The organism is Pseudomonas sp. FYR_2, assembly GCF_043106425.1.
GTDB classification, from domain to species: Bacteria; Pseudomonadota; Gammaproteobacteria; order Pseudomonadales; family Pseudomonadaceae; genus Aquipseudomonas; species Aquipseudomonas monteilii.
This window is the reverse complement of record NZ_JBICMM010000020.1, coordinates 180,546-206,813: the sequence shown is the minus strand read 5'-3', so window position 1 is coordinate 206,813 and position 26,268 is coordinate 180,546. Positions and strand designations below refer to the sequence as shown.

The window sequence follows — 26,268 nt, the reverse complement described above, 5'->3', positions numbered from 1 at the left end:
TTGACTCCTGCTCCTTGCGATAGATTAAGCACCTGTTTCTCTGCAAGTTGCTGATAACGTCTAAAGTAAGATCAATCAAGTGCATTGCAGGAGCGCATCAAAGCTATCAGATTTCCATGCTAACAAGATTAATTATCATTTTTTTCTGGGGAGATCAAGTTTTTTTCGACGCTAGGTGCGCTTGGTCACATTTTTTTCCTTGTGATCTTATGTAGGGTCGAAAAGGATTGATGGCATGAGTGGGTATTCGCAATGTTAGTAGTGAGTACTCAATGGGGTGATTGGAATACGGTGGTTCGATGCATGTTAACTTTAAGCATGAGTGGTGCACAGGCGCCCTATCTAATGGTAGCAAGTCGCAGTGGCTGTTTGCTTAAACGACTTTCTTCATCGTTCAGGTGATAGGTGATAGTAATGGAAATTCTGTGGTCAAATGATATATCATGTTTCCTTTTGTGCCGAGGGCCGTAAATGGAAACCGTTCTGAGTGCTGCTGAAGAACTTATTGCCAAAGGCGAAGCGGATTTGTCACCTGCAGGGAAGCCATTCTGCGATCAGCTTACAGCTGAACAGTGGCGTGTAGTCCGAGGAAAAAAATTAACAGATACTGAAATTCAGAAGGTTGAAGAACTGGCCAAGCACCAGCACTTTTCGGATAAGCCCCACAGCCGACAGCGTCTTTATGAACTAGCGAAAATTGCAAGGCTTGATAGCAGGCTCAGTTCCGGGGCGGATGTCGACGAGCTTATTGCTGAGCTGGAATTGGATGTAAGGAATGGAATTAACACTCCATCTGCTTACGCGATGCTGGGTGCATCTCATATCGCAGAGGGGCGTTATGATCTAGGGGTTTACTATTTTAATAAGGCAAATAGTATCGTAGGTCGTAATAATTGCATAACTGCATTCATGGGTTTGTCTCGGGCTTTGCCAGCCCTTGCTGCTTTTGAACAGCCGTTTTTTAATGATGGCGAGGCTTCGCTAAAATTTTTGAGTGAGGCTCGCACTTTCGTTGGGGGAGTAGTTGCAGTAGTAGCAGGGAATGCTCTGTACATTAATCGGTTTTTGGAGAATTATGCCAGGTCGATTGCCGAAAAAGGATCTGGGGTATTTGGTGGTATCCATGTTCACTGGGTGAAGGAACGGTCTGAGGCCCTCGACTTTATTGACACTGCTCTTACTAAGTCGAGAGGGTTTTGCCCTGAATTGAATGTGACTTATGAAGAAATCGACGAGGTTCTGGACAAGAAATCATATTTTGCTCAGTCTAGATTCCTTGTTGCAAGGCGTCTGATCGAGAACTATCGTCTGCCATTATTGATTACCGATCTGGATTTCCAGTTAAACCAGAATCCATCTGGTGCTATCAATAAATTGAGCTTTATTGATGTGAGTTTTCTTCAGCACAACAAAACGAGTGCTCAATGGGCATTTCCTTGGTTGAGAAGTATGGCTGGCAGCGTATGGGTTAATAATACCGACGCAGCTAGAGAGTTTTTCAGGTTAATGGAACTCGGCTTCGCTTCTTGCTATAACCCGCATTGGTTCAATTGGGGGGTGGATCAGAATCTACTTTCTTCAGTCCTTGAGTATAGCCGTACCAAGTCACAGCTGAATTTTGCTTCGTTCTCAGAAGTGGCAGGCTCCCAGTTATTTAATGTCCCCATGGACTTAAAGGCTGGCGTTAAAAGCCAAGTTTGAACATCTATGGCAGGCTATCACTTGATGGTCTGCCATGCATGGGTTACAAAAAGTCTTGTGCTTTTATTTTCGTAGGACTGAATTCTTTAATGGCGCCGGCTACGATTTTTTTTTTGAGTTGAGATATGAAGGTTTTGGGGGGCTCTAGGTCGAAGCCCCCAAAGTCCAAAATTTTATACTTCCACTATTGGGCCTTTTGAAGCTTATCCATCAGGGTTTGTGATTCAAAATGCATCTTTATAAATTTCGCTGGATTTCCGCCGATAATTGTATAAGGCTCAATATCTTTCTCGATGTGCGAGTTCCCTGCGACAACTGCGCCATCTCCAATATTGACGCTGCCTGCAATCGTAACGCCTTCACCAATCCATACATCATTGCCAATGGTTATTCCGTACTTACCTGTCCCCTTATAGGGGGTAGGGGAGAAGCTTTCTTCTTCATCAAGCTCAGAATGAATCTCAAAAAACTTTCTATTATAAGTGAATGGCGATGATGAGATTCTTTCATGAGGATGATGAGGTCCTAATATCCGAAAACATGGTGCAATAGAACAATGTCGCCCAATTGACACAGATGCTGGCATCGAGGACATGCAATAGGTAAAGCTACCGACGAAATATAAATTATCGTAAACGGCCAAGCGGCAATAGGGTTCAATCGCAAACTTAAAGGGAGCGACAATTTTTTTGCTTGGAACTGCTGTTGGTGTGGCAGTAGCAGGCTTACGCCAAACCCCAATCTTGTGCTGGGCAAGTGGAGTAATTGTAGGGATTGCTGCGTACTTGTTCTCTGGAATTCGCTCTATGGATTTATTTCTATATGTAGATCGTATGTTGATATGGAAGCCTTATGTCTTTAGTCGCGCTATGACTGTTGCAGTTTTTTTCTTTTTTGAAGCTTTGATTATGTCTTGTGCCATCTGTTTTTTAATTGTGGTGCGTGAGAATTCTTCTACAAAATCTAAGCGGGATGTATTTTGTAGCTTTAGTTTTTTCAGCGCAGTGATTGCCTCGTCTGCGTCGCAAGGGGAAAATAAAGCGACGTTCTTTATGCGTTTTTTTGCAAAGCGATGTGCGTAGCCAGAGAGGCCGCCCCATATAGGTTTGTTGGTTGCCGCATATTCGAATAGTTTCGAGGGCAGTACTCGGCGAAAAGCTTTTTGGTTGTTCAGGTGCAAGAAAAGAACGTCAGCTTCTTGGTAGATACGTAACAACTGATCCCTTTTCATTGGGGTAGATATTCTTACGTTGCTAACGCCACCATCTTCCAATGTGCGCATTAAGGCTGAAAGTGCGCTGCCTGCACCTATAAGGTGAAATTCAACGCTATCGCCGAGTCGCTGAGCTAGCTCTGGAATTATTCTATGAAGTCCCTGACCTGCGCCAATGTTTCCAGCATAGACGATCTTTAGTCGGCTCTGTGTTGACTGAAACGCTGGTACTAGCTGAGCAGGAGGATTTTTTATGAATAGATCGTCAACACCGTTTGTGTAAAATGCGAACGACTTCCCTGGATAACGAGTTGCGAAATAAGGCAAGAATCCGGGGGAAATGAGGTTTACTCGCACGGCCTTGTTGATAGTCCAGCGCTCTAGTGGAGAAAAAAGCGAGGCTGCCAATCGTCCCCAACGAGAAGGTAGTAAGTCACTGACAGTGTCTACAAAGATGTCTCGGATATCTAAATATAAAGCACAGCGACTTCGTTTGGAGATCAGTGCTCCCAATGAAGCAGTCATTAAACGAGAGGAAGTTGAAAATACTAAGTCGTAACGGTTACCGGAAGTAAGTTTCAAAGTGTTGAGTGCGAAGCACGCGAAAGCCCAGGTTTGGTCTCTTATGCCGCTACGGTGAGCCGGAATTTGAATCCGGCGGATTGTCAAATTTCCCGAGCGTTCTACGCTAACCGCATTTGCAGCAAAAGAATGATACCGATTAGGTTGCGTAGTGATGATCTCGATTTCTACATTAGGACCGAGCTCTTCGCGCAAGGCTTTCACCAAGGCCCCTGCTCTAAAAGAGCCTGCCGATAGATCCGGCGGATAGTAGAAGCTCAGTAAGAGAATTTTTGAGATCATTGCTTGGTCTGCGCGTTCAGAACGCAATCATAAAGTTCTACCAGGCGTGATTCCTGCTCTTCCCAATTTAAGCGAGAAGCGGTTGCTCTGGCGTTCATGGCAAGCTGGTTCCTTAGAGTGGTATTGGACACCAGTTCGTTAAGACCGGCGGCTAATGCCAGTGGGTCATTGTGCGGGACAAGAATACCTACTTCATTGCGCTGTACGATTTTTCGAATTTCAGGGAAATTTGTTGCGACAACGGGTAGGCCAGCCGTCAAGTATTCGAATAGCTTGTTTGAGTCAGTGGTGTAATGATTCAAGCAGGTGTTTTCGATCGGCTGAACACCAATGTCTGCTGATGCTGTATAACTTGGCAGCTCTGAAAGACTGACTGTAGGTATAAAATGGACACGGTCCTGCACGCCGTAAGCGCTGCTCAGCTGATGCAAGGGCTGTGTAAGGCGTCCACCACCGATCAGCACAAAATATGCATTGGGAACGAGGGCAGCGGTTTGGACAAGTTTTTCCAACCCGCGACCTTGCTGCAATCCCCCTTGGTATAAAATTATTGGCCATTGTTCAGTAAGGCCGAGTTCTTTTCGGATGCGATCTGTTGCACAAGACGGTGTAAAGCGCGGCCGGTTTTGTAAAACAGTTGGGCGCTTAACTTGGTATGCGCGAGAAAAAAACTTAGCCCTGGCGTCGGTGGTAGTTATCGTACCGTCGGCTTTTGGCATGAGTTTTTTTTCGACAAAAGCTACCAGGCGGCGAAAGCTATTGTAGCCCTCACGGCTGGTGCTGATTTCATGTGCATCATAAACCAGGTGTGATTTTCCCAGTTTTGCAGTTAGCCATGCAGTAGGTAATGTATTTACATCATGAGCATGCACGACATCAGCCTTATAGCGAATCATCTGAACCATCAGGCATAGATGAGTCCAAGTTCTTGTAATGATTCTAAGAAGCTGGTGCTTTAGGCTGATTTCGCCTTTAGCGATGCTTGGCGCATTTTTAGAGGCTTTATGGGTTTTTGGCTTCCGCCATTTCCAGAGTGGGCTTCGCGCTACACGAATTACTTCTATTCCGTCAGCTAATCGCTCTTTAACTTTTGTTACCCCCGGAGTATGCAGGGCAAAAACGCAAACTTGATAACCTGAACGCTGAAGTGTTTCTGCTTCTTTAAGTACGCGTGCGTCATTAAGGAATTCGTTCCACACAACCATGGCTATACGTTTCATTTGGTCACCGCAAGACTTTCGTGCTCAATCGACATTAATAGAGCCGAAATGTCGGGAAGTAGCTCGGCTGCAGACAAGTAGTGCTGCCTAGTTAAAAGCTGATCCAGGTTAAAGCAAAGGGCAGCTAACATCAGGTGCTCTTCACTGATCTGCTGGATGTCTTTACGATAAAGCTGCAGGTCTGCCATCAATTGAGGCAGGATGGCTGATAGATTTTTGACTTGCAGCGATGCACCAATCGGTTCTAAGCTCCAATTGCCCCAATAGCTTATGCTCAATTTCCCATTTTCAGAAATGAGTATCTGGTCTTTGCCAATCTGGCTGTTGCTAATGTAAAGAGGGATGCTGCGAAGTGTCTCACAAAGCTCAAATTTCAGCTTTATGAACTTTCTGAATTCTTGCGCATGCTCGCCACCATCCAGCGCAGTTCCAAGTGCATTGAGAACTGTATCACTCAGGCGGTCCCAAAGCAGCGGGCGCGAACGAGAGTATTTCTGTACCAAACTCTGCGGCGGAACGTGGCGCATCAGGATCTTTGCAGAGGCTGCTTGGTGAATGCCCGTTTCTACAGGCGGAATTTTATTGAGCGATTGAACTGAGAAAATATGGCAATGGAAGCCATCCAGGAGCGTGGCCTGGATCAGGCGAGCCGAAGGAATAGCTTCCAGGTTTGGCTCCATAAGAAGAGTTGCTTCGTTGATTGCCAGTGTTGTTCTATTGGTGTTAAAGACCTTGATAAGGTAGGTGTCTTCATCTCCCAAGCTTGTTTTGCTTCTTACTTCAACAGCAAAAATGTCATGAATGCCTGTTTGATGCCATTTGATGTCATGATTCAGGTATTGCGCTCCAGATGCCTCTTTTAGCAAGACGTCAACCCACAGTTTTGCACTATCGGCAGTGAACAGGCTCCAGAATTTCTCTGGTTTGCCGCGAGCTTCGCTGGGCAATTTATGGTCTTTGAAAAGCAGCGCTGAAATCTGAAGGTGCTGTTCTTTGAGGGAGCTCAAATCTTGTATAAGCAGTGTTGCTCGTTGCATGATCTGGCGTGTAAGAAGGATACCGATAATTGCGGGCAGTAATTTTGGAGGGGTATCAGAAAGCAAGTCGTAAGCGAGGTAAGAAAATGCAGCGAAGAAACCAATTGAACCGAGCGGATTGAGCAGTTCGTAATTGACTTCGTTGCTTTGTGTGTTGTTCTTTTTTTTAATTTCTACTTTCAGTTTTGTAAGGGCGGCCCAGCCCAGCCAGAAAGCTAGTGTGGCGATGGTCAGTTCGAGGTAGATATACCCAAGTGCCGCGATAGTAAGGCTGAGGAATACAATGGCGGCTAGGCTGCGCGTAAACCTTAAATATGCTTTGCTGGCGACTTCATTCTGGCCGTCAAAAAGTATTAGTTTTCGGCTGTTCAGGATGAGCCGTTCACTACCGAGTTTGGTCAGCTTTTTAATGAGGGCTTCGGATAGCAGATAAAGTACGTAAAAAAGTGCTGCAGTACTGCACAGTAAAAGAAAAAGATCTTTTCGGTCGAACTCTTTCAGGTAATCTGGGAAATATGAAGGAATATTTGGCGATCCGATCAGAATGATCGCTTTCAGCGGTAGAAATGAGGCCGCTAATAGGCTGATTTGCGCAGCCAGTGTCAAGAGTATGATGGTGAGAGTGAGCCCCGGGATTATGCGAGTTATTTTGTTGGCAACCGAGTACATCCAGCGGCCGGCGTTGAAATCTACCATTTTCATTTCGCTCATAATAACTTGCCTTGCTTCAGGCTTAAGGCCTGAGTTAATCTTCGGGGCTTTCGTACTTAATTCAACTGCCAGGAGATTACTGCCTGGCTGGCAGTGCCTTCTTTGGGTTGAATTTTCTTGAAGTTGGCGACGATCAGTGCTGCGTTTGGCTTCTTGTAATAAACTTGAATCAAGGATTCATTTTGAGTTCTGACATTTGGCTGGTAGCCATTTGTTTCGAAGGTCTTGTTGAAATCCTGGTAAGTAGTGTTCAGATCTGTCGAAGTTTCGAAAAAGTACAGCTGACGGTCTTGATCATTCTTGGTGGCGGTATAGCTTTTAGTGGTTGTGATGTTGTTGAAGGTGACTTGTTTACCTTCTTTGAGGTCTACTTTAGCTACATTAGGCTTATCGCAAGCAGTCAGGAAGAGGGCAAGAATCGAGTACAGGGCAATCTTTTTCATATTTAATCCGTAATTTTCAGTTGTGGTGAGCAGTAATGATGAATTGCGCTTTTGTAGCGTTCTTCATTTCAAATGCAACCATCGACGTGTCAATTTGTTGCATGAATCCAACGCCGCTGATGCCTTTCACAAGTTGATCATCGTTCCAGCCTGTGACGATCGTGCAGGGGAAGTTCGAAGCGATGGTGATTCGATAGCGGGACGCAGGGTGACGAATTTCTACGCCCTCTTCGGTCTTGGTTACCTGGGTGCCGTCGCCGCAGTGGAACAGGCTGAACATAGGCTTGTCTTTCAGCGTTGCATGGATCTCATCGCTGATCTCGAGTTGCAGACGGTCGAGGTAACCGGTGATGCCGCGTTTGATGAGTGTGTCTTCAAACGCGTCGTGCGAGCCGTTCAGGCTAAAGCCATTTTCAATGACTTCCCCGGACAACTGGGCGTGGCCAGGTTCGATGCTGTAAGGCACATCGGCGATAACCGGGTTGTTGTGCGAGTAGGCCCCCCTCAGGAAGTTCTGGACAGGTTTGAGATACTCGTGCGAGTAGAAGCTCGGGTCGATGAGCCACTCGATACCGTCCATGAACAACGTGAAGGACAAGTTGTCCTGGTGCTTGTGGGTTTTGCACAGCGACGTTGCAAACATGGTCAGCATGTACGCAGTTTGCGCGTGATTACCCTTGATGATGGCGTAGCCGGCCGTCGGCAGGATCGTTGCCGACGGTGTCGGGTAGTTCTTGTTGTTGCGTACCGTATCCAGGTCTGGGTTGGCGCGGCGGAAGGTGTCGCCTTGGGCTGGAGAGCGGTTGTCCGGGTAGCGCAGGAAGTCCGAGAACTTTAGCAGTTCTTCAGCAACCGTCGGAATGGTCGTGATGTGCGAACTCTGCTGGGCCAGTTCACCGGCGAAAGCGATCAGGCGCTGTACACCCTGATGATAGCCAATGGAGTTTTCAACGAACACGGCATAGCCGTTGTCGCGAACAATCAAGGTATCAAGCTGGTCGGTCAGCCGTGACAATGCCAGCGCTTGCCAACGCTCGGAGCACGGGAAGTCTGGCATGGCCAGGCTGGTCGCCAGCAAAGCCATATCCTGGAACCATGCATGGTTGTGGTAACGTGAGGCTTGGTGGGAGGCGTAGAACATCTCCGATGCCAGCAACTGGGCGTGCTTGAAGATGGCCGAACGCAGGCGCACCATGAAGCGCTGTTCGAACTGCTGCCGCACACCGATATCCCAGATCATCAGGAACGCCAGCAGACGCTCGGCGGTACCGTGGTCATACCAGGCGAACTTGCGGTCTTCGTCGGCATTGAAGTAGCTGCGTTCCAGCCAGTTACTGATGAACTCCCGCGCCGGGAACAGCGGCGCTACGCTGCCTTCCTGCCGTGCGTGCAGCATCAGAATGATCGCGGGATGCAGCGAGTGCCACGAGAAGCGATAGGTGCCAACAGCGTCCAGCTCATCGGGCAGCGTCTGTTGCCAGTCCCACGCCAGGCCGATGTTCCCGTAGAGCGGGCAGACACCTTTTTGCAGATAGTCATTGGCCTGGGTCGGCACATCCTTGAAGCACTTCTCCATGTAGGCATACAGGGAGTCGCAGAGCGCTTCGGAGAGCGGCTCTTTGGCAAAGTCTTCTGTCAGCCAACCAGTGGGTGCTTCGTTTTCATGCCAGCAGGTCAGCCGTTCGATCTCCAGCGTGGACCCTTCTGCCTTGGGTTGCCCTTTGAAGTACAGCTTGATTTCTTCCAGCTCGCAGGCCGCTGGAGTTTCCCAGTTATTCTGAATACCGAATGCCAGGTCATTGTGGCCGATGGTGAAGTCAACCCACTGCCCACGTGCCGCATTGACGATCTTTACGTGGCGATAGCTACCTTCGACCGTGTAACCAACCCCGATGTAGTTCAGTTTTTCCCAGTCCGAAAGGCGGAAGCGCAGGTGCAGTCCGTTGCCATGGAAAGAACGTGGCAGCTTGAAGCGAACCTGGTAGACGCTGGCATTACCGCTGAAGGTAAATACCGGGTTGTCATTTTCCATTGCAGCACGCGCGTTGCCACTGAAGCCCTGAAGGGTCAGTGGCTCATCGGCTTCGCTGCCGTGGTTGCAGAACGACCTGTAGTCGAGAATGTCCCGGTCTGAGAGAAAGTCCAACGCCGGCTTGTCAACCATGGGTACCGGCGTGGCCTCGATTTCGTCTTCGTTGAAGAAGCGATCGCGGATTATCTTGAGCATGTCTTCGTAAATATTCTAAAAAGTGAAAAAAGCTCAGCCCCAACGGCGCTGAAAGCGCTCAAAAAAGCTGCCGAAAGATGATCAATGATCCGCAGCGGCAGGCGTGCTGCCGCGCGGTCAGAGGTGCCAGCCGTTCATTTGGCTGCAGGGTCATCCTTATCGAATCAGCTCGATTTCACGGGTAATGATTGAATGCTTGGCGGTCTGTTTTTCAACACGTACACGCGCAGCAGCGGACATCTTGCTGAACAGTTCCGGTGACTCGATCACTCGCGCGATTCCGTCAGCCATTCCTTGGGCGTCATCGCCGGCGGCAAGAATCCCACACTCGTCATCTACAAACTCCGGGATCGCTGTAACAGCGTTTGTCACAGCGATCAGGCCGGAAGCCATCGCCTCGTCACGAGATACGCCTTGGGCGTCCATGCGTGTAGGGCAGAGGAACAGGCCGTACTGTTTGTGCAGTGCAGCAATCTCTTGATGCTTGAGGAAGCCACGCTCAATTGTCACGTTGCTGTATTTGCGCAGTGGGGCGAGGGTGTCTTCGAACAGCACGCCATCACCGATCATGCGGAACTCAAGGTCCTTGAAGTACGGTTTCTCCGCCAGCAACTCAATCGCCCGAACACTCAGGTCGTTAGCGTATTTGGCCGATGCATAGGGCCGGATGGACAGCAGCTTCATGCGCTGTTGTTCCGGCTTTTGCTGGTACGAGAAGGTTTCCGTATCAATCGGGTTATGGATGATCTCGTAGCGGTCTTCCGGAATGCGGAAGCCCACGTCCTCCATCACTTCTTCGGCGAAGTACCGGGATACGAAGACGAGCTTCAGATTGGCTGGCATGTTGCTCAGCGTCTCGCGCCAGAACGCCATGCGTTTTTCGCTTTCGACTTTCGCCACCGCCAACTGGCTCTCATCCGAGTAGTTGTACTCGCGACGCCACCAAGGCTGTACTTCTGCACCGTGTACCCAAACCACTACTTTGACCATGTGCGTGAAGCGCTTCAGCACTTCCCACATTTCCGGGTCCAGGAAGTGAACCAGTACGCTCTTGTACTGACCACTTTCGAGCATCTTGGTCAGGGTGGACTGGCAACCGGTTACCACGTCTACGTTCTGGAACTCGTGATAGCTGACAGCCTCGTTCTTGCGCAGGCGGAAGATGTCTACGTTCAGGTTCTGTTCCTGATAAGCCATCACTCGGCTGTGTACAAAGCCGTTGCGATACAGGTCAGCATAAGCCGGGTAGTGGTTGGTAACGACCAGGTGTTTCGAGCGGCCCAGCATCTCCGAAGGTTGCAGGTCGCGGTGGCCAAGCACCAGTGCCTTGATCTCGCTACTGCCAGCCGCGTAGGCCCGCAGACCAAAGCGCACGAAGGCGGCCTCCGGTGGTACCTCGGAGGTTTGGTTGCGGTTGGCATGCTGCATCACATGGCTGATCCGCTGCTTTTCAGCATCGAGGAACAGCACCACCAATTGCAGATTCAGGCCGGGCGTGCAGTCGAGGTACAGCTTGAGCTGGCGGTCATCGAGATTCAGTTGGTCCAGGCTGACCTCTTTGAGGGCATACACATATTCATGCTTGCCGTCTGCCAGCGTAGAGCTGACACGCCAGTTATCTACGTCGACCGACAGGTTGAGGAACTTGCTGTGCTTGGCACCGAACATCTCAGCCAGCTCGCGACCGCTGATCTCCGGAGAGTCATGCTTGTCTTCCAAGGGGGCGATGGCCTGTGCGCGAGCTTGGAGCTGGTCAATGGTCATGCCAAGGTTCAGCTCCAGGTCGTCCACCTTGGCGCTGATAGCCTCCTGCTGTGCTGCCCCGTTTTCGCAGTAGTTGAACGGGTCGATCGCCAAGCCTTGCTCGTGGGTGTATTGCAGCGAAGGTAAGCTCTTCAACCAGCTGCGCAGTGGCTGGTTGGCAACGATCTCGGTGGCCACAAGCGAGCGACGTGCGCTCAACGATTGAGCTGGGCGGTACGCCATCCCATTCGATTGCAGCTGCGCATTTTGCCCATTGCAGGTGAAGTGGGCTGCTTTACCAACGACCTGCGCCTGGCTGTAGCGGGTAGCCAGCGCAAGGTCCAGCAGGTAATTAGGGCCGTAGTAGTCTCCCGGTACAAAGCCGGCAACCCAAGGTGTATTGCCGACCAGCTCGCCAAGGCTGGTTTTCTTCAGCTGGGCAGGCTTGAGCACCAGAATGCGTGGGTCGTCGCTCACGATGCTGCTCTGGTAAGCATCGGTGATGATGACCATGCGCACTTGGCTGTAGGTCTGACGGTTCAGGTGGGCACGCAGCATGTCGAACTGCTGACGATCTTGTGCTTCGCCAACGACCACGATTTCCGGCAGGCGCTGAGCCTTCACGGTGCCAGTGACTTTGCTGAGCACGTATTCCAGGCGCTGGGTGTAGGTGTGCTCTTGCATCACTTTACGCAGGGCGGCGAGCTTCAACTTGTCACTGTTGAGTGGGTCTTCGGCCAGCAGCTGCAGGCGGCGCAGCATTTCTTCGCCGTTATCGGTGGTGACTACCAAGTCACCGAACAGCAGGCGCACGCCGCGCGAGAAGTTGCTGACGGTGATGGTATTGCAGCCCAGCAGCTCGAACACTCGACGTGCGAACATCGATTGCGACTGCTTGATCGAGTTCAGGTTGATCGCGTAGCGATAGCCTTTGTAAGCCGTGTCAATTTTTTCGAAGGGCAGGGTGCCGACGATGTACGGCTGGTATTCCTCGGGGAACTGGTAGTTAGCGTCGTTTTTGCCGAAGTTGCGGTCGAAAATTTCCAGCGGGCGGAACTTCGGCAGCTCGCTTACGAAGTTGCCCAGGTCGCGGGTACGCTCTGGGTAGCGGGCGTAGTAGGCGCCGGCGAAGCAGAATGCGTCTTTGCGTTCGTACAGCTCGATCGGGTTGTGCAGCGCTGGCTGGCAAGCGAACGGCAGCAGGTAAACACGGTCGTGACCGAGCGCACCTTTATAGCGGTGAATGCAGTCGATGTCAGTGGTGAACACGTGGTCGAACTGCTTGGCGGTGGTCAGGAAGGTTTCGAAGTGAACCGGGTCTTCCTTGTTCCAGAATACGGTTGGCACTTTGTTCTGGCGGCACCAGTTCAGGATGTCCTGCAGCTCCTGGCTGTTGTGGCCAACTTTGCTCCCCCACAGCTCATCCTTGCCACGCCAGGCTGACTCGATGAACAGCAGCTCAGGGCGGAAACCTTCCAACTCCGCTTTCCAGTTGGCAGGTGTGAGCTGCATCAGATCACATTCGTAGCGGTAGGAGCCGAAGGTGAACTCATCCATTACACATGCCACTTTCAGGCGGCTTGCGGGTTGGTCGGCTTGGCGCAGCAGGATAGAGCGGCTCTGCTCGCTGGTCGGCAGGGCTTCAGGCAATTTCAGGTAGTTCTCATCCTGAATGACCGGCGCAGGGGGCAGAAGGGCCTTCATTGGCTCGTTCGCGATGCGTTTCTGTTCATTCTGCTGGCGTTGCTGGTTGGCCTTGCGGTACAGGCGCAGCAGCCGCACAGGCAGTCTGACCAGCCCGCCCAGTGAGTTGGCGCTGTTCTTGATCTGATAGCCCAACTGGTAGGTCATGCTGGTGCGGGTTTTGATCAGGCGTTGCTCTGCAAGATGGCGCTGCGTATTGGCTCGCTCCAGATTGGCATTGAGCTCGTCGATCTTGCGCTGCTGCGCGGCGCTACGCTCCAACAACTGGTTGAGATTGGCTTTCAGTTGAGGAATCTGCTCTGTGCTGACAGTGCGGTACTTCAAGTTGGCCGCGCCCAGGCCTGCTTTCGAGGAGTTGAGCTCGTTCTCCAGTTGCATGCGCAGGCCTTGCCACTGCTCATTGGTGGCTGCCAAGCTCGCTTCAGCTGCCTGACGGCTGGCGGTTTCGAGCATCAACTGTTCGACCAGTGCGTCCTTGGCCTGAGTCAGCGAGGCGATCGTTTCAGCTTGTTCAGCCTGCGCTTCCTGGGCCTGCGCGTTGGCCTGGGTCAGTGCATGCACTTGCTCTTCAAAGCCATTGCGCAGTTCCACCAGTGTATTGATGGTATTCGCCTGGGCAGCATGCTCGCGCTCGCTACGTGCTTGTGTTTCGCTCATTTCCAGCAACTGACTTTCCAGTTCAGTCTGGCGGTTTTGCAGAGCAGTTACTGTTTCCGCCTGGGCCGCATAAGCCTGCTTCATCGCTTGGCGCTGATTACCCAGATCGGCTTCCAGTTCAGCTTGACGTGCTTTCAACAGGGCAATAGTTTCGGCCTGCGCAGCGTCGGCCCGCTGGGTTTGGGCCTGCAATTCGTTCATATACTCCAACTCGCTTTCAAGTTCGGCTTCCAGTTCCGCTTGGCGCTTGCGTAGCGTGGCGATGCATTCGTCTTTCTCGGCAATATCCTGGCTGCTCTCGGTTTGCAGGATGCTCAATGCCTGTTTCTGATTCTCTAGCGCGGTCTCCATCGCCGTTTGGAGTTCGCGTAAGCTTGCAATGGTATTGATGTGATCCGTGTTGGCTTCGAGCGTCTTGTCTCTTGACTCGACAGCGGTGCCTATCAACGCATCCAGTTCTTCGACACGGGATTGCAGTGACGAAATGGTTTCCAGGCGGGCTGTATCGGCTAGCCCGGCTTGTTCGCGCAGTTCAGTCATTGCCTGTGCCTGGCCTTCCAGTTCAGCTTCCAAAGCTGCTTGGTGCGCGCGCAGGGCAGTGATTGTTTCTATATGGCCGGTGTTCGTCTGTTCAGCGTGAGTCTGCAGTTCAGCTCGACGTTCTAATTCGGCTTGCAGCTCTACTTGTTGTGCCTGCAGGGCTGCAATAGTGCTCTCATGTGCTGCATTCGACTCATCTGCTTTGGCCTGGGTACTGGCTAAAGCCTGCTGCTGGTTTTCGAGGGCAGCCTGCAGCGCGGCCTGCTGCGCGCGCAGAGCAGTGATGGTGTCTACATGGCCTGCATTGGTCTGTTCGGCCTGCGACTGCAGTTCATCTGCAGCTTGTCGCTGATTTTCCAGTTTGGCTTGCAAGGCAGCCTGCTGCGCTCGGAGCATCGTAATGGTTTCTATGTGACCATCGTTGAGCTGCTGAGCCTGGACAAGCTGTTCAGATAGCACTTCAAGCTGGCTTTCCAGCTCGTTACGCTGCTTTTGAAGGCTCGATACGGTTTCGTTCAGTGCCGCATTGTCAGCCTGGCCTTTGGCTTGAAGCTCGGTCACCTGCAGAAGCTGGCTTTCCAGTGCGTCGTGTTGAGCCTGCAATGCTTCAATCTTTGTCGACTCGTTGGCTGCCAGCGCTTCTGCGGCCGCCCGTTGCTGGTCTGTGGCCAACAATTGCTCTTCCAGAGAAAGCAGTGACTGCTGCAGCGAGTCCAGTTCTTGATCCCGTTGTCCCTGAGCTTCTTCAAGCACTGCGATCTGTTGTTGCAGCTGGGCATACTGTTCTGCAGTCGCGAGGCATTTTTCATTGGCCTCACCCAGTTGGAACTTGAGCGAATCCAGCTCTGCGTTCAGTTCCTGGATGCTACGGGCGCTGGCTTCGAGAGCTTCCTGGTTCGTTTGCTCTAGAGAGACGATATGCGCGTCGCGATCTTGAAGCTGGCGAGTCAGAGCCTCGACCTTCTGAGCTTCAGGCTTCAGCAGGGAGAGCTGTTCAGTGGCCAGACGATACTTTCTGTTGGCGTCGTCCAGGCGCTCCTTGATCTCCTCAAGTTCTTGCACCCGCTTTGCCTTGGCATCGAGAATTTCGCGGTTGGCCTGCTGCAACGTCGCAATATCCGTGTCACGCGTTTGCAGTTGCTTGGCGAGCGCTTCAGCTTTCTGCGCTTCAGGCCTCAGTTGAGCAATCTGCTCAGTGGCGCTGCGGTACTTCTTGTTTGCCTCTTCCAGACGCTTGCCGATGTCGCCGAGGTTTCCGCGCAGTGTGCGCTCAATAGACTCAAATGCCTTTTCGAGCTCGCGTACTCGATCAACAGTAAGCGAGTCGATGGTCCCCGGCTTATGCGCTTCGTTCTTGACGGCCACAATCCCCAGCCACTTGCCCAGCATCTTCACTTCGATGATCTGCAAATGCTCGGCCAGCAGCCGGAACGGTTCCATCAGGTAGAACGTGTGCTTGTGGTCAATGAAGTCATTGACCCCGAACGGTACGGTGATCACCACCCGGCCACCCTGCTTGAGCAGGTCGTAGGCCTTTTCGACGAACAGCTCCGGACGTACCAGGTGTTCGAGCACTTCGCTGATGACAACGGTGTCCGGTTCAACCTCGAGCGTATCCAGCGCGAGGAAGTCTGAATTGATATACGTGACGTTTTGCTGGATGTGGGCAGGTTCCGCAGACAGGTAACCCTTGGCCTCTTCGATGGCTTGCGGGCTGGTGTCCACACCGGTTACCTGGCAACCCTCACGTGCCAGCAGCAGGGGCACGATGCCCTGCGAGCAGCCTACATCCAGGATCCGGCGCCCTTTGACCTGGGCGCAGATCCAGTGGATGCGGGACTGCGTCTCGCGCATGAACTGATCCCCCAGCTTGCCGTAATAGGCTTCCATCACGCGGTCATGAATATCGGCCAAAGGTGAAGGCAGCTCAGTGTTCACGGTAGGTTTCTCAAGCGTGGAGTTGTTCATGCGGTTGGGTCCATCAGGCCTGGGTAACGCCAGCGGCGTCGATCACAAAGGCCGCGTCGCGTACGTTGAAGGTGCCGCGGAATTCGCGGTGCTTCACCAGCAGCACGTGGATGTCGGCACTGTCCTGGGCAAAGTCGAATTCCACATGCTCGTGGCGCGCCAGGCGCTGCGGCAGGGCTTCGATGTTCGGCTCGACCAGTTGCAGGGTGGCTTCCAGCTCGTTGCCCAGGCGTTCTGCGATGCTCAGGGCCGGGCTTTCGCGCAGGTCGTCGATGTCGGCCTTGAAGGCCAAGCCGTAGCAAGCGATTTTCACTTGCTGGGCCGACTTGCCCGGGTTTTTGATCAGGAAGTTGGCCAGGGCCATCTTGACCTTGTCGATCACCCACTCAGGTTTGCTGTCGTTGACCACACGGGCAGTGCGGATCAGGCGAGCCTGCTCTGGGGTCTGGCTGACGATGAACCATGGGTCTACCGCGATGCAGTGGCCGCCAACACCCGGGCCAGGCTGCAGAATGTTGACGCGTGGGTGGTGGTTGGCCAGGCGAATCAGCTCCCACACGTCGATGTCCAGCTTGTCGCAGATGATCGACAGCTCGTTGGCGAAGGCAATGTTCACGTCACGGAAGCTGTTTTCGGTCAGCTTGCACATTTCGGCAGTGCGGGCATTGGTGACGATGCACTCGCCTTCAACGAAGGTACGGTACAGGCGTACAGCCGCTTCCGAGCACTTCTTGGTCATGCCGCCGATGATGCGGTCGTTTTCTACCAGCTCGCGCAGCACGTGGCCTGGCAGTACGCGCTCAGGGCAGTGGGCAATGCGGATGTCGGAGTCTTCACCGTGGGTTTGCGGGAAGCTCAGGTCCGGGCGGGCTTGTGCCAGCCAGAAGGCCATCTGCTCGGTGGCGCCGACCGGGGAGGTAGACTCCAGGATGACCAGGTCGCCTTTTTTCAGCACGGGCGCGATGGCCTTGCTGGCGGACTCGATGTAGCTCAGGTCCGGCTGGTGGTCATCCATGAACGGGGTCGGCACGGCGATCAGGAAGGCGTCGGCAGCTTCTGGCACGGTGGAGGCGCGCAGGTAGCCTTCGGTTACGGCAGCGTGAACCACCATGTCCAGCTCAGGCTCGACGATGTGGATTTCGCCACGGTTGATGGTGTCGACCGCGTGTTGGTTCACATCGATACCGATCACCTGCTTCTTGCGGGCGGCGAAAACGGCGGCGGTTGGCAGGCCGATGTAGCCCAGGCCTACGACGGAAATTTTGTTGAAGCTCATGCTGCGTCCTTGGAGTTAGAGAATGCGGAAAGTGCGTCGAGGATTCGCGCGCACGCTTTTCCATCGCCGTAGGGGTTGTGGGCGAAGCTCATCTCGCGGTAGGTCGCATCGTCGGTGAGCAGTTTTGCCAGGTTCTCGGTGATCGATTCCACATCGGTACCCACCAGCTTGACGGTGCCGGCAGCCACGGCTTCCGGGCGCTCGGTGGTGTCACGCATGACCAGTACCGGCTTGCCCAGGGCAGGGGCTTCTTCCTGGATGCCGCCGGAGTCGGTGAGGATCAGGTACGAGCGGGTCATCAGGTACACGAACGGCAGGTAGTCCAGCGGTTCGATCAGGTGGATGTTGTTGACGTCGGCCAGCAGGCGGTTCACCGGTTCGCGCACGTTCGGGTTGAGGTGCACCGGGTAGACGATATCCACGTCAGGGAATTGACGCGCGGTGTCTACCAGCGCCTGGCAGATGCGCTCGAAGCCGCCACCAAAGTTTTCGCGGCGGTGGCCCGTGACCAGCACCATGCGGCGTTCAGGGTTCAGGAAGCTGAACTGGGCTTCGAACTGGTTTTTCAGGGCCGGGCTTTCCAGCTTGCGGACGACTTCCAGCAGCGCGTCGATCACCGTGTTGCCGGTGGTGTAGATGGTCGCGGCGTCAGTGCCTTCACGCAGCAGGTTGTCCTGCGAGGTGGAGGTTGGCGCGAAGTGCAGGGCGGCCAGGGCGCCGGTCAGGCGGCGGTTGCCTTCTTCCGGCCATGGCGAGTACAGGTTGCCGGTGCGCAGGCCTGCTTCCACGTGGGCGATCGGAATCTGCTGGTAGTAGGCGGCCAGGCTGGTGGCCAGCGTTGTCGCGGTGTCGCCGTGCACAAGCACCACGTCGGGCTTGAACTCGGCCAGTACAGGCTTCAGGCCCTGCAGGATGGCAGTGGTCACGTCGGTCAGGTCCTGGCCTGGCTTCATGATGTTCAAGTCGTAGTCGGGCGTGATCTCGAACAGCTCCAGTACTTGGTCAAGCATCTGACGATGCTGGCCGGTTACGCAGACGCGCGACTCGAAACGGTCGTCCTGGGCAAGGTTGAGGGCCAGTGGTGCCATTTTGATGGCTTCTGGGCGGGTGCCAAATACGATGAGGGTCTTGAGGGACACGGCGACGGTCTTCTGTGTATTGAGTGAAGGCGGTTGGAACGACTGCTAAACGCGAGGATCCGGGTGTTGCTAAGGTCGGCCGAGGGTGGCCTGGCTGGCGCGGCACGACAGAAATCGGGCAGGGCCAGTGGGGGAGAGGTGAAAAAAAATTCATTCTGCTCGGATCCTTCAAGCGAAGCGGTTGTCCTATGGCCGCGAATTTATCATTTTGTCATCACTATGGCATCCCGTCTGGCACGTTTTTTTCCCTTGAGCGAGGGAATTTTCCCATAAGTATCTAGAGATTGGATCCGATGCTGGTTATATATATCGGATAAAACGATTGTTTGATGCCATACAGACATCATGCCAACGAAGTCAATATAACTATCGTATGCGACGAACGGGTGGGGGCCTTGTCCGGCAAGGCTTGTAGGAAAAACAACAGCTTTTGGTCTGAATGAAAGCCAGGTTAAACGGGAATTTACCTAGCGGCGATTTGCCATCGCTTTTTTTTCATGAAGTTAACTCGAAATATGGCTGAACGCCATCATTTTTGGGTGGTCGAAGTTGGTTTTTTTAATGTTTGATTCGGTAACGATTAACCAGGCCAAGTGCCTGTTTGCAAAATGGCAGAACCGCTAGGGTTGATTGCGCAGTCGAAGGAAAACGGCTGCTGGAAAATGACCAACCCAAGGAGTGTTCACTCATGCGTAACAACGTTCTGTCGTACCTGCTGCTGCCGCTGTTCGCCAGCCTGTCGTTCTCCCTTAGCGCGGCACCTGCCAGTGCCACGGCGGTGCCGGAGCCGGTGCCGGTTGTGGCCCAGATGCAGGCGCAGGAGGCGCCACGGCTGGACCTGAACAAGGCTGATGCACTGACCTTGCAGAAGGAGCTGAACGGCATCGGGAAGGCCAAGGCCGAGGCCATCGTGGCCTACCGTGAGGCCAATGGGCCGTTCGCTTCGGTGGATGAGCTGCTGGAGATAAAGGGGATCGGGAATGCGTTGCTGGAGCGCAACCGGGATAAGGTGATGGTGGAGTAACGGGGACGACAAGGGCTGCTTTGCAGCCCATCGCGGCTCAAGGCCGCTTCTGCAGTCACCACGTTCATTGTTGAATGGGTGATTTATGTGGGGGCGGCTTTATAGGTTGAGGGGCAGGGTCAATAGTTATAAAAATTCAATAAAACAATGGCTTAGCCATTGGTTTTGTGGGCGTCAAAAAATTGCCTGTCATCTTGGTTTTTAACCCGTTGCTTTAACCTTTTAACGGTCCTGCGCATCCTTTGCATCCGCTTCGGCATTGCGCTCATGTACCTTGCGCAATTGTTCTTCGGTCAGGGGCAGTTTTTTTGCCGTGTCGCGCAGCATCATCAGCCCACCGACGATGGAGCCGAGGGCTATGATGAGGATCAGCCAGGCATACCAGGGCATTGTCGTTCTCCTTAAACGGGGGGAGCATTGCTTGTACGAAATTTGAGCAGTAGCCCGTTCCGTTGGTTCAATTATAGGAGCCAGCCGCCGTCGGGCCAATTCCGTGACCCGTGGGTCCCAAAGCCCGCGTCACTTCGTTTACAATGCGCGCCGTTTTCGACTTGCCAAGAGACCCTGCCCATGTCCGCCTGCCAGACGCCCCTGATCGTCGCCCTGGATTTCCCTACCCGTGAGGCCGCCCTGAAGCTGGCTGACCAGCTTGACCCTGCGCTGTGCCGGGTGAAGGTTGGCAAGGAGCTGTTCACCAGCAGCGCTTCGGGCATTGTCGAAACCCTGTGCGACAAAGGCTTCGAAGTGTTCCTTGACCTCAAGTTCCACGACATTCCCAACACCACCGCCATGGCGGTCAAGGCAGCCGCCGAGATGGGGGTGTGGATGGTGAACGTGCATTGCTCCGGTGGCCTGCGCATGATGGCCGCCTGCCGTGAAGAACTGGCCAAGCGCAGCGGTCCGCAGCCGTTGCTGATTGGCGTGACCGTGCTGACCAGCATGGAGCGTGAAGACCTGGCCGGTATCGGCCTGGATATCGACCCGCAAGAGCAGGTGCTGCGCCTGGCTGCGCTGGCGCAGAAGGCGGGCATGGACGGTTTGGTGTGTTCGGCGCTGGAGGCCCCGGCGCTGAAGGCGGCGCACCCGTCGCTGCAGCTTGTGACCCCAGGCATTCGCCCGGCGGGCAGTGCGCAGGATGACCAGCGCCGTATTCTCACCCCGCGCCAGGCGCTGGATGCAGGTTCGGATTACCTGGTGATTGGCCGGCCGATCAGCCAGGCTGCGGACCCTGCGCAGGCGCTGGCGGCGGTGGTGGCGGAGATTCGTGGGTAAGTAGCCCGCGTTCAAAAAAGGCCAGCACGCAGGTGCTGGCCTTTTTTTTGTGTGTTCAGGCCTGGCGGCCAAGTGCAACCCGCTGGTCGTGATGGCCAGGAAACCCTGATGCGGTAGTGGCAGTTCAAGCCGCTGCAGGGCGGGCTTCGCAGCTCCGTGGGTTGATCTGGAGATCTTATAAGTATAATTTTGTATCTGTAGATCATGCACAAGGAGCCACGCTCATGAACCGGGCGGTCAACAAGCAATCCGCTTCGACAAAGGAAATGGGTGTCATCGGGTTGCGCGCAGCGGTCAACATCATGGAAAAGTGGGGCGCCACGGCCAGGCAGATCGAGCGCGTGCTACGCATTTCGCGCAGCACCCATACCCGGGTCAAAAGCCCTGAGCGGGCGATGAGCCTGGACGACGATCAACTGGCTCGGATCAGCGTGGTGCTTAACATTCACGCAACCCTGCGCACCATTTTCGACAACCCGGATAATGTGTATGGCTTCCCATCCATGAACAATCACAACCCGTTCTTCGACGGGCGTTCGCCGTTGGAGGTGATGGCGCTAGGTTCGTTCATCCAGCTCTATGAAACCTTCCGCCGCATTGATGCAATGCGGGGTGCGCAGTGGTAGAGCCTGTCAGCCTGTGTCCTGTGCCGGGTAGCGGGATCATCAAGTCATATCGCCTGGTGAACTCGAAGTTTCCGCCCATCGCTTTGTTCGATGACGTGGCCAGTGAAGAGGAATTCGACATCCTCTACGCTCTCCAGGCCCTCACCAATCCGCGTCTGCAGAATGAGTTGGGTAATCTGAATTTGATACCCCGTAGCGAAATACCTTTTGGAATTACGGGGTGTGCGTATGCAACAGCGCCGTTCACGCACGTGAACCCGGAGGGTTCCAGGTTCGCGGATGGCGCCTTTGGCGTGCTTTACCTCGCCGACAGCATGGAAACGGCGGTGGCGGAGGTTCGGCACCATCAGCAGGCCTACTGGCGCAATGTGCCGGGGCTGAATTATGAGCGGTTCGTGTTCCGTGGCCTGGTGTGCCATTTCGATGAAACCGGCGTGCTGGATGCCACGGTGTTGCCGGTATCGCACGCTATTTATGCGCCAGACGATTACACCGTTTCCCGGTCTATGGGTGCATCGGTGAAAAAGCTCATGGCGCCAGGGCTTCGATACCACTCCGTTCGCTCGCCGGGCAATACCTGCTGGGCACTGATGACGCCACGTCCGGTGGCGTCACTCGTGCAGTCCTGCCATTACGAAATGGTTTGGAACAAGCAGATCACCAGCGTCAGCAAACTGGTTGCGAGCCCAACCTAGTCAGACCTTCAACACCAGCTTGCCAAAATTCTCCCCGCTGAACAGCTTGAGCAAGGTCTCCGGGAACGTCTCCAGTCCCTCCACCACATCCTCCTTGCTCTTCACCTGCCCACTGGCCAGCCACCCGGCAATCTCCAGTGCGGCCTTGCCGTAGTCCTTGCTGTAATCCATCACAACAAAGCCTTCCATGCGCGCACGGTTCACCAGCAGCGACAGGTAGTTGGCCGGGCCTTTGACGGCCTCTTTGTTGTTGTACTGGCTGATGGCGCCGCAAATCACGATACGGGCCTTGTAGTTGATGCGGGTCAGCACGGCATCGAGGATGTCGCCGCCCACGTTGTCGAAGTACACGTCCACGCCTTTGGGACATTCACGCTTGAGGCCGGCCAGCACGTCTTCGGCTTTGTAGTCGATCACCCCGTCAAAGCCCAGTTCGTCCTTCAGGTACTGGCACTTCTCGGCGCCGCCGGCAATACCGACCACGCGGCAGCCTTTGACCTTGGCGATCTGCCCGACAATGCTGCCCACCGCACCGGCCGCGCCGGAAATGACCACGGTGTCGCCGGCCTTTGGCTGGCCGACGTCCAGCAGGGCGAAATAGGCGGTCATGCCGGTCATGCCCAGTGCCGACAGGTAGCGGGGCAGGGGCGCCAGATTGGGGTCGATCTTGTGCAGGCCCTGGGGCTCGCCCGTGAAGTAGTCCTGCACGCCAAGGGCGCCGCTTACATGGTCGCCCGGCTTGAAGGCGGGGTGGTTGGAGGCGACCACTTCGCCCACGCCCAGTGCACGCATCACCTGGCCCAGGGCCACAGGCGGGATGTAGGACTTGCCTTCGTTCATCCAGCCACGCATGGCCGGGTCCAGTGACAGGTACAGGTTGCGCACCAGTACCTGGCCTTCGCCGGGTTGTTCGGTGGGTACGGTCTCAAAGTTGAAGTCATCACGGCGCACGGCGCCGACCGGGCGTTTGGCGAGCAGGAAGCGGCGGTTGGTCTGGGTCATGGCGGGTCCTTGTGGGCAGTGGAGAGAGTCAGGCGTTCAATCTACCTTGTTGATGTAGCCAGGTCCGTAACATCACTGACAAGCATGGTAGCCCAACCGCTGGTGTGATGATGCTGCCCGGCCCTGCGGTGGCTGACTATGCTCTGAACCCCAGCCAACCCTCACAGGAGCACGCGATGAGCATGACCTTTTCTGGCCAGGTAGCCCTGGTTACCGGCGCCGCCGCCGGTATCGGCCGGGCAACTGCCCTGGCGTTTGCCCGTGAGGGCCTGAAAGTGGTGGTAGCCGACCTCGATCCGGTTGGCGGCGAAGCCACCGTGGCGCTGATCCACGCGGCGGGCGGCCACGCGCTGTTCATTGCCTGCGACGTTACCCGCGACGCCGAGGTGCGTCAGTTGCATGAGCGGCTGATTACCGCATACGGTCGGCTGGACTACGCCTACAACAACGCCGGCATCGAGATAGAGCAAAACCGCCTGGCCGAGGGTAGCGAGGCCGAGTTCGATGCCATCATGGGTGTGAACGTGAAGGGTGTGTGGTTGTGCATGAAATACCAGCTGCCCTTGTTGCTGGCCCAGGGCGGTGGGGTAATCGTCAATACCGCTTCGGTGGCGGGATTGGGGGCGGCACCGAAGATGAGCATTTACAGTGCCAGCAAACATGCGGTGATTGGCCTGACCAAGTCGGCGGCCATCGAGTACGCGAAGAAGGGCATCCGTGTGAACGCCGTTTGCCCGGCAGTGATCGACACCGACATGTTCCGCCGTGCCTACGAGGCGGACCCGCGCAAAGCCGAGTTCGCCGCCGCCATGCACCCGGTGGGGCGGATCGGCAAGGTCGAGGAAATTGCCAGCGCCGTGTTGTACCTGTGCAGCGACGGCGCGGCGTTTACCACTGGGCATTGCCTGACAGTGGACGGTGGGGCGACGGCGATCTGAGCCGATACTGTGCCTGGCAGCGCCGTTGATTGCCACGGCGAGGCCAGCAGCCTGGCTGCGTATCAATGTCGCTTACGGGCAGGATTCCCGTGTTCAGGCTTTCCTCCGGCATGCAGGGCGACCTCTGCCAAGCTGAAAACGACACGCACATAGCTATTTGACACTATTCTGACGCCAGGCCCTTGTTCATCGGTTGGCAACGTTGCCACCCTTGGCCCTCGGGATAACCTTACACGCAGAAGGGGAGTCGGCGATGGGCGCGAGCAAGCACGGTGTGCTGGCCAACCTGGGCATGGCCCGCAAACTCGGCTTGGGCTTTGCTCTGGTGCTGGTGCTTACCCTGGCAGTGGCGGCCATCGGCATTGCTGCCTTGCACAGCGTTGCCCAGCGTTTTGACAGTTTGCGCCAGTTGGCCCAGTTCAATACCGACCTGCTGCGCTTACGCCAGCACGAGCAGGCGTTTGCCTTGCGCTCCGACATCCAGCAGGCCGAGGCCTTGCGCAACGGCCTGCAGGGCCTTGCCGAGCGCGCCCGTGGTCTGCCTTCGCTGGCGGCGGCGCAAAGCGACCTGACCACCTACGGCCAGGCATTCGAGGCCTTTGTGGAGGCTGTGCAGGCCAAGGAGCTGGCGCTGGACATGGCCAGCTGGTCGGTGTCCAGCGTGGCCAATAACCTCGATGTGCTGCAGGCCGGCCTGGCCGATGACGGTGTGTACACCCTCAAACAGTCCCAGGGCCAGCAGGGCGGCGAGTTTCTGGAGCAGGCTGCGCAGGTGGCGCAGGTGTCACGGCTGATGTTGCAGGCCATGGACGAAGCGCGGGTACGCCTGGAAAAAAGCCGCAAGGGTGAAGAGGGCGTAAGCCAGGAACGTATTGCCCAGACGGTGGAGGCCGCCAGCCTGGTGGGCCAGTTGCAGGGCGCGGTCAGTGATGCCGGTTATCAGAGTGTACTGGGTGAGGTGGCCGGGCACATTGGCAGCTTCTCGGAAAAGCTCAACGAATACACCGACCAGCTGGCCCGCGAGCAGGGGCTCAAAGCCCAGCTGCAGGCCAGTGCCGAGCAAGTCACCGGGAAGGTCGACCAAGCCTACCTCGGGCAGGAGCAGGCCCTGCAGGGCGAGCTGCAGCGTAATGCCGTGGCCATTGCCCTGGCCACCGGCTTGGCGCTGCTGGTGGGTGTGTTGGCCGCCTGGCTGATCACCCGCGCGGTGGTCGGCCCGCTCAAGCATGTGATCGCCCGTGCCCAGCGCATTGCCGCTGGCGAACTGGGCTTTGACGCCCAGGCGCCGCGCCGTGATGAAGTGGGGCAGCTGATGCAGGCCATGCAACAGATGGCAGTGGGGCTTTCGGGCATTGTCAGTGGCTTGCAGCAGGGCATCGAGCAACTGGCGGGCAACGCCCAGGCATTGTCGGCGGTAACCGAGCAGACCAACCGTGAGGTGGGCAGCCAGAAGGAGGAAACCGAGCAGGTGGCCACCGCCATGCAGCAGATGACTGCCACCGTGCACGATGTGGCGCGCAATGCCGAGGAAGCCGCGCAGGCGGCCCAAGCGGCGGACGACAAGGTCGAGTCGGGGCAGCAGGTGGTACGCCAGAGCATGCAGCGCATCGAGCAATTGGCGGCGGCAGCGGAAACAGCCAGCGCCGGCATCGACAGCCTGAGTGCCGAAATCCATACCATTGGCGACGTGCTCGAAGTGATCAAAAGCGTGGCCGAGCAGACCAACCTGCTGGCGCTGAACGCCGCCATCGAGGCGGCCCGCGCTGGCGAGCAGGGGCGTGGTTTTGCCGTGGTGGCCGACGAGGTGCGCGCGTTGGCGCGGCGTACCCGGCAGTCTACCGAGCAGATCGAGGTGCTGGTTGCCAGCCTGCGTGGCAACGCCCAGCAGTCGGTGGCGCAGATCCGTGGCAGCACCGAACTGGTTCGCCTGGCAGTGGCTGATGCGCTGCAGACCGAAAGCGCGCTGGGCAGCATTGCTGCGGCGGTTTCATTGATTCAGCAGATGAACCAGCAGATCGCCGCAGCGGCCGAGCAGCAGAGCTCGGTGGCGGAAGAGATCAGCCGCAGTGTCACGCAGATTCGCGGCAGTGCGGACCAGGCGGCGTTGGCAATGCAGGACAATGCCCGGTCGAGTGTGCAACTGGCGCAGTTGGGCACCGACCTGAAGGGGATGGTGGGGCATTTCAGGTTGTAGTGTTGGCCTTGGGATTTCTGTTGGTTTTGAAATCGAGCGCCGCCCGCGCGGCGCATCGCGAGCTGCGCTCGCTC

General features: G+C 55.3%; 18 protein-coding genes and 1 pseudogene. 8 read left to right on the top strand and 11 right to left on the bottom strand.

Translation table 11 applies throughout. The features are described from left to right. Positions 1–471 precede the first annotated feature (471 nt). Complete coding sequence (locus tag ACF8R4_RS11080; protein ID WP_392492382.1) at positions 472–1,701, top strand: hypothetical protein; 1,230 nt, start codon at positions 472–474, stop codon at positions 1,699–1,701. Between the two features lie 184 nt (positions 1,702–1,885). On the opposite strand, the gene ACF8R4_RS11075 is transcribed toward ACF8R4_RS11080, so the two are convergent. The 9 genes from ACF8R4_RS11075 to wecB all read right to left on the bottom strand — a co-directional run bounded on the left by ACF8R4_RS11075 (position 1,886) and on the right by wecB (position 18,443). Further along, positions 1,886–2,344, bottom strand: coding sequence for a CatB-related O-acetyltransferase (locus ACF8R4_RS11075; RefSeq protein WP_392492380.1), 459 nt, complete (start codon positions 2,342–2,344; stop codon positions 1,886–1,888). A gap of 207 nt (positions 2,345–2,551) precedes the next feature. Continuing rightward, a complete protein-coding gene (locus tag ACF8R4_RS11070; protein ID WP_392492378.1) occupies positions 2,552–3,805 on the bottom strand; it encodes a glycosyltransferase family 4 protein in 1,254 nt (417 codons plus the stop codon). Beyond that, complete coding sequence (locus ACF8R4_RS11065) at positions 3,775–4,998, bottom strand: glycosyltransferase family 4 protein (RefSeq protein ID WP_392492376.1); 1,224 nt, start codon at positions 4,996–4,998, stop codon at positions 3,775–3,777. Before ACF8R4_RS11065 ends, ACF8R4_RS11070 begins: the two co-directional genes overlap by 31 nt. After that, positions 4,995–6,746: a hypothetical protein gene (locus ACF8R4_RS11060; RefSeq protein WP_392492374.1), complete on the bottom strand. Its 1,752-nt coding sequence runs from the start codon at positions 6,744–6,746 to the stop codon at positions 4,995–4,997. The genes ACF8R4_RS11065 and ACF8R4_RS11060 overlap by 4 nt, the downstream gene beginning before the upstream one ends. A 56-nt stretch (positions 6,747–6,802) precedes the next feature. After that, the gene (locus tag ACF8R4_RS11055) at positions 6,803–7,189 is read right to left on the bottom strand and encodes a hypothetical protein (RefSeq protein WP_392492372.1); all 387 of its coding nucleotides are present in this window, start codon (positions 7,187–7,189) and stop codon (positions 6,803–6,805) included. 16 nt (positions 7,190–7,205) lie between these two features. After that, on the bottom strand, positions 7,206–9,416 hold the full coding sequence (locus ACF8R4_RS11050; RefSeq protein WP_392492370.1) for a heparinase II/III family protein: 2,211 nt from the start codon (positions 9,414–9,416) through the stop codon (positions 7,206–7,208). A gap of 156 nt (positions 9,417–9,572) precedes the next feature. Further along, on the bottom strand, positions 9,573–16,028 hold the full coding sequence (locus ACF8R4_RS11045; RefSeq protein WP_392492368.1) for a glycosyltransferase: 6,456 nt from the start codon (positions 16,026–16,028) through the stop codon (positions 9,573–9,575). Between the two features lie 13 nt (positions 16,029–16,041). After that, positions 16,042–17,304: a UDP-N-acetyl-D-mannosamine dehydrogenase gene (gene wecC, locus ACF8R4_RS11040; protein ID WP_392492366.1), complete on the bottom strand. Its 1,263-nt coding sequence runs from the start codon at positions 17,302–17,304 to the stop codon at positions 16,042–16,044. Beyond that, the gene (gene wecB / locus ACF8R4_RS11035) at positions 17,301–18,443 is read right to left on the bottom strand and encodes a non-hydrolyzing UDP-N-acetylglucosamine 2-epimerase (protein WP_019096947.1); all 1,143 of its coding nucleotides are present in this window, start codon (positions 18,441–18,443) and stop codon (positions 17,301–17,303) included. The genes wecC and wecB overlap by 4 nt, the downstream gene beginning before the upstream one ends. 688 nt (positions 18,444–19,131) lie before the next feature. Between wecB and ACF8R4_RS11030 the strand changes: the two genes are divergently transcribed. Next, a complete protein-coding gene (locus tag ACF8R4_RS11030; protein WP_016715053.1) occupies positions 19,132–19,467 on the top strand; it encodes a ComEA family DNA-binding protein in 336 nt (111 codons plus the stop codon). Between the two features lie 222 nt (positions 19,468–19,689). Here the strand turns inward: ACF8R4_RS11030 and ACF8R4_RS11025 are convergent, their stop codons facing one another. Next, a complete protein-coding gene (locus tag ACF8R4_RS11025; protein WP_003252762.1) occupies positions 19,690–19,857 on the bottom strand; it encodes a DUF2897 family protein in 168 nt (55 codons plus the stop codon). Between the two features lie 180 nt (positions 19,858–20,037). Between ACF8R4_RS11025 and pyrF the strand changes: the two genes are divergently transcribed. The 3 genes from pyrF (at position 20,038) to ACF8R4_RS11010 (ending at position 22,060) form a co-directional block, all read left to right on the top strand. Beyond that, a complete protein-coding gene (gene pyrF / locus ACF8R4_RS11020; RefSeq protein ID WP_019096946.1) occupies positions 20,038–20,739 on the top strand; it encodes an orotidine-5'-phosphate decarboxylase in 702 nt (233 codons plus the stop codon). Between the two features lie 224 nt (positions 20,740–20,963). Beyond that, positions 20,964–21,365: an antitoxin Xre-like helix-turn-helix domain-containing protein gene (locus ACF8R4_RS11015; RefSeq protein WP_060497508.1), complete on the top strand. Its 402-nt coding sequence runs from the start codon at positions 20,964–20,966 to the stop codon at positions 21,363–21,365. Between the two features lie 56 nt (positions 21,366–21,421). Continuing rightward, complete coding sequence (locus ACF8R4_RS11010) at positions 21,422–22,060, top strand: RES family NAD+ phosphorylase (protein WP_392492363.1); 639 nt, start codon at positions 21,422–21,424, stop codon at positions 22,058–22,060. Here ACF8R4_RS11010 and ACF8R4_RS11005 read toward each other — a convergent pair whose 3' ends face one another. After that, positions 22,061–23,062: an NADP-dependent oxidoreductase gene (locus ACF8R4_RS11005; protein ID WP_060497507.1), complete on the bottom strand. Its 1,002-nt coding sequence runs from the start codon at positions 23,060–23,062 to the stop codon at positions 22,061–22,063. Positions 23,063–23,238: 176 nt separating this feature from the next. On the opposite strand from ACF8R4_RS11005, the gene ACF8R4_RS11000 reads away from it, so the two are divergent. The 3 genes and pseudogenes from ACF8R4_RS11000 to ACF8R4_RS10990 all read left to right on the top strand — a co-directional run bounded on the left by ACF8R4_RS11000 (position 23,239) and on the right by ACF8R4_RS10990 (position 26,194). Next, positions 23,239–24,000 carry an SDR family oxidoreductase gene (locus ACF8R4_RS11000; protein ID WP_182408463.1) on the top strand — a complete coding sequence of 254 codons (762 nt, stop codon included), beginning with the start codon at positions 23,239–23,241 and terminating at the stop codon, positions 23,998–24,000. A 253-nt stretch (positions 24,001–24,253) separates the two neighbouring features. After that, positions 24,254–25,285: pseudogene (locus tag ACF8R4_RS10995) on the top strand (methyl-accepting chemotaxis protein); the annotation flags it as partial. A gap of 27 nt (positions 25,286–25,312) precedes the next feature. Beyond that, positions 25,313–26,194: a methyl-accepting chemotaxis protein gene (locus ACF8R4_RS10990; RefSeq protein WP_392492419.1), complete on the top strand. Its 882-nt coding sequence runs from the start codon at positions 25,313–25,315 to the stop codon at positions 26,192–26,194. The last annotated feature ends 74 nt before the right edge of the window (positions 26,195–26,268 follow it).